This is a genomic window from Sporosarcina sp. OR05 (assembly GCF_041414805.1).
GTDB classification, from domain to species: Bacteria; Bacillota; Bacilli; order Bacillales_A; family Planococcaceae; genus Sporosarcina; species Sporosarcina saromensis.
In genome coordinates, this window is the sequence record NZ_JANKJL010000044.1 from 1 (window position 1) to 354 (window position 354).

1 protein-coding gene is annotated in these 354 nt (G+C 36.2%); it reads right to left on the reverse strand.

The window, feature by feature from the left end; translation table 11 throughout:
* A partial coding sequence (locus NRI27_RS18005; protein WP_371391911.1) for a hypothetical protein occupies nucleotides 1-260 on the reverse strand: 260 nt, incomplete at its 3' end.
* Nucleotides 261-354: the final 94 nt, after the last annotated feature.

The following is a 354-nucleotide window of genomic DNA, read 5'->3' on the forward strand; positions in this document are numbered from 1 at the left end:
AATCCATTCAGACGACGGCTAATTGTAGAATAGCTGATAAAATCAATTCCAAGCTCTTTCTTAAATGCCTCGTCTGACTGGATTCCTGCTTCAATGTCCCGATGACTATGCCATTGTGCAACATTCGCCATAATAAAGAGTTTTACGATTGAGAAGTCAGTAATTTTATTCGTACCATTCATTAAAGGACAAGCTAAAATACTATCTGGTAAATTGGATAAGAGTTGACGAAAGACTAAATTAGGGTTTACACTTTTCATGGCTTACTCCTTTTTGTAGTGTAAGGGAACTGATTTAGTCGTCGCTTCCTTACCTACATTAGGAGTTTTTTTGTCGTTCTTCAAGTCTTTTATT